We start from the raw sequence: 3368 nt of genomic DNA on the forward strand, positions 1-3368 counted from the left end.
CTGTGTATAAGAGACAGGGTGAGGGAGCGGGGGTTCGAGGAGTTGGTCGCCGAGGCGGCCGGGGCGGACGTCACGGGCTGGGGTTTCTCCTGGCTGACCGGACGGGCCGCCGAGGAGCGCCCACCCTGGGGGTACGCCCGGCTGGTCGCGGCCCGGATGGCGCGGGCGCGCGCCGCGCTGGACGTCGACACCGGCGGCGGCGAGGTGCTCGCCGAGATCCCGACCCCGCCGCCCCTGCTGGTCGCCACCGAGGGCTGGCCGCCGAACGTCGCGGTCGCCCGGCGTACGCTGCGCCGGCTCGGCGCGCACGTGGTGCGGGTCGGCGCCGCGTCGGTCCTGCCGTTCCGGGCCGGCTCGTTCGACCTGGTCAGCAGCCGCCATCCGATCGACACCTGGTGGGCGGAGATCGCCCGGGTGCTGCGACCGGGTGGGGCGTACCTGTCCCAGCAGATCGGTCCCGGCACCATGCGCGAGCTGAGCGAGGCCATCCTCGGTCCGCTGCCGCCGGCCGCGACCCGCCACCCGGAGCAGGCCGTCGCCGCCGCCCGGGCCGCCGGCCTGACCGTGGCACGTCTCGAGGAAGCCACCCTGCGCGCGGTATTCCACGACATCGGCGCCGTGGTGTGGTTCCTGCGCAAGGTGGTCTGGACCGTGCCGGGTTTCACCATCGACCGGTACCGGCCGCGACTGGCCGCCCTGCACGACCGGATCCGCGCCGAGGGCCCCTTCGTCGCCCACGCCCGCCGCTTCCTCATCGAGGCCCGCAAACCCGTCCGCTGACCCGCCGGCGGCTCCCGGCCCTTTGTGGTCGGAAGTCGGCGGTGCCACCCGGCGCACTCGCCGACAGGCAGCTTCATGATCAGCCGGCATGGCCGGGGGCGGGGGTGGTGTTTCGGAGCGGGCGGATCAGTGGGCGTGGGCGTGGTGGGCGGCGAGGATGTCGGCGCCGAAGTCGCTGGCCGGGCGGCGCAGCACGGTGTGCGCGTGGTTGCCGTCGTCGGCGGTGTTGTCGTACTCGATCAGCAGGTCGTCGCCCTGCACCCGGTAGTAGTGGCGCCCGCCCGGGCGGGTCGACCCGGCCCAGGCGAAGTGCGTCTCGCCGCCGGCGAGCCGGTCGGCTTCCCGGCCCGCCAGCTCCGCCGGGAGCCGGGCCAGGTAGAGCGCGACGAGCTGGTCCAGCATGGCCCGTCCGGCGACCCCGAGCCGGCCCCGCGGCACGCCCAGCGGGGTGAGCGGCGCGTCCACCGAGGCCCGGGTGGCGCTGACGATGTCCGCCGGGGCGTCGTCGGCGACGATCGCCGCGTCCCGCCCGGCCGGGCCGATCACTGCCAGCAGTTCCCGGGCCAACTCCTCCTCGGCTGCCAGCGGGCGCAGGACGGGCCGGCCGGCGTGCGTGACGGTGGCCGGATTCGCGCCGAGGAAGACCGGGGCGGGGGAGACCTCGTCGTCCACCACGGTCATGCTCACCGAGAGGTGGTGCCCCTCGAACCGCCAGGCCCACCGGTCGTCGCGGCCCGGGTCGCCGTACACGGCCACCCAGTAGTCGCCGCTGTGCCGGCCACGCCGCCAGCCCTCCGCCCGGTCCAGCACCTCCTCCAGCGCGACGACCGCCATCGCCTGGGCGTACGCGCCGGGGCTGAGCGCGGTGGCGAGCAGCCGGTGGGCGGCCTTGCGGCCGGCGCGGTCCAGGTCGGCCAGGCACACTCCGGGTCGGGGGCGGGGCCGGTACTCCAGCCAGCGTCGCCGTCGGTCGTCGAAGGCGTGGCCGGCGGCGGCTCGGGCCGGCTCGTCGAGGGCGTCCAGCAGCGCGGTGGCCGCCGTGCGCATCCGCTCGGGTACGGGATCGTCCATGTGGCCTCAGCGGGTGGTGAGCAGGGTGAGCATCTCCGGCAGGTCGAAGAAGCGGGCGGTCTCCACCGCCGAGGGGCCGCCGTGGTCCGGGTCGGCGCCGGCTTCGAGCAGGACTCGGACCGCCTCGGCGTCGCGCCGGAACACCGCCGCCGCGAGGGCGGTCTGCCCCCGGTCGTTGACGCGGGAGTGGTCGGCGCCGCGGGCGAGCAGCGCGGCCACCGTCTCCGGATGGGCGTGGTACGCGGCCAGGATCAGCAGCGTGTCGCCCTTGTCGTTGGTCATGTTCACCGGCAGCCCGGCGTCGACGTACCCGCTCAGCTCCTCGGTCGCGCCACTCCGGGCGAGGTCGAACATCCGGTGGGCGAAGGCCAGTGTGTCGGCGTCCAGGTCGTCGGTCACCCGTCCAGGTTAGTGCTCCCCCGGGCGGCGGGGGCTGGTAGCTTGCCAGCCCACGACGGGAGGGCCATGGACGACGTGTACGTGGGCAACGCGGGTGTCGACGGCGCCGCCGAGGGCGGCTGGCTGCTGGGCCACTTCCTGCCCGCCGACGACCCTCGGCACAGTACCGAGGTCGAGGTGAAGTGGGGCGTCCACCCGCCCGGTCAGGCGCGCTCGCGGTGGGCGACGGGGGAGCGGCGCACAGCGCTGCTGGTGCTGGTGAGCGGCCGGTTCCGGGTGGAGTTCCGGGACCGCACGGTGGTGCTCGGCGAGCCCGGCGACTACGTCCTGTGGGGTCGCGGGGTCGACCACACCTGGTACGCCGAGCGCGAGTCGGTGCTGCTCACGGTGCGCTGGCCCTCGGTGCCGGGTTACCGGGTGGCGCCGCCCGTCGTGCGCTGACCGGGTCGGCAGGGGGCGTCGTGTCCCATCATCCGGTATTGCCTACTAAACCAATAGGGTTGGATGGTTATCCTTCTCCCGACGCACACCCACGGGAGACCGCCATGACCGACCCGCTCGCCGTCGCCACCCGGTACGCCGACCCGGTCGTCTGGCCGCTGCCGCTGCGCTTCGACCCCACCGGGCGCTGGTACGCGCGCCCATCCGCCGGCTCGCCCCTGGAAGGACCCGCCTCGATGTCGCAGCAGCACCCCACCCGTACCGGCCGGCGACCGGCGCCCCCACCGGGCTCACGGAGCATCGACGAGATCCTCGCCGACGCCCGGGCCCGGCTGCGCCGGCTCGACCCGGAACGGGCCCACCTGGCGTTCCGCGGTGGCGCCCTGATGGTCGACATCCGGCCGGCCGCCCAGCGCGCCGCGCACGGCACGGTGCCCGGCGCCCTGGTGGTCGAGCGCAACGTCCTCGAGTGGCGGTTCGACCCGCGCTGTCCCGCCCGGCTCCCCGTGGCCACCGGCTACGACCTGCCGGTGATCGTGCTCTGTCAGGAGGGGTACACCTCGTCGCTGGCCGCCGCCGCCCTGCAGGACCTCGGCCTGCACCGGGCCACCGACGTGGTCGGCGGCTTCGTGGCCTGGCGGATCGCCGGCCTGCCCGCGCTGGGCCCCGCCCGGACC

At 75.4% G+C, this 3368-nt stretch carries 5 protein-coding genes; 3 read left to right on the plus strand and 2 right to left on the minus strand.

The window, feature by feature from the left end:
• On the plus strand, positions 1-780 hold the full coding sequence (locus E1165_RS28240) for a class I SAM-dependent methyltransferase (RefSeq protein ID WP_243705031.1): 780 nt from the start codon (positions 1-3) through the stop codon (positions 778-780).
• 126 nt (positions 781-906) lie between these two features.
• Here the strand turns inward: E1165_RS28240 and E1165_RS28245 are convergent, their stop codons facing one another.
• Positions 907-1851, minus strand: coding sequence for a DUF3500 domain-containing protein (locus tag E1165_RS28245; RefSeq protein WP_132394742.1), 945 nt, complete (start codon positions 1849-1851; stop codon positions 907-909).
• A 6-nt stretch (positions 1852-1857) separates the two neighbouring features.
• A complete protein-coding gene (locus E1165_RS28250; protein ID WP_371687406.1) occupies positions 1858-2205 on the minus strand; it encodes an ankyrin repeat domain-containing protein in 348 nt (115 codons plus the stop codon).
• Between the two features lie 111 nt (positions 2206-2316).
• On the opposite strand from E1165_RS28250, the gene E1165_RS28255 reads away from it, so the two are divergent.
• Positions 2317-2691 carry a signal peptidase I gene (locus E1165_RS28255; protein ID WP_132394744.1) on the plus strand — a complete coding sequence of 125 codons (375 nt, stop codon included), beginning with the start codon at positions 2317-2319 and terminating at the stop codon, positions 2689-2691.
• A 236-nt stretch (positions 2692-2927) separates the two neighbouring features.
• On the plus strand, positions 2928-3368 hold a 441-nt coding region (locus tag E1165_RS28260), incomplete at its 3' end, for a rhodanese-like domain-containing protein (protein ID WP_132394745.1).

Source organism: Micromonospora sp. KC723 (assembly GCF_004348595.1).
Taxonomy (GTDB): domain Bacteria; phylum Actinomycetota; class Actinomycetes; order Mycobacteriales; family Micromonosporaceae; genus Micromonospora.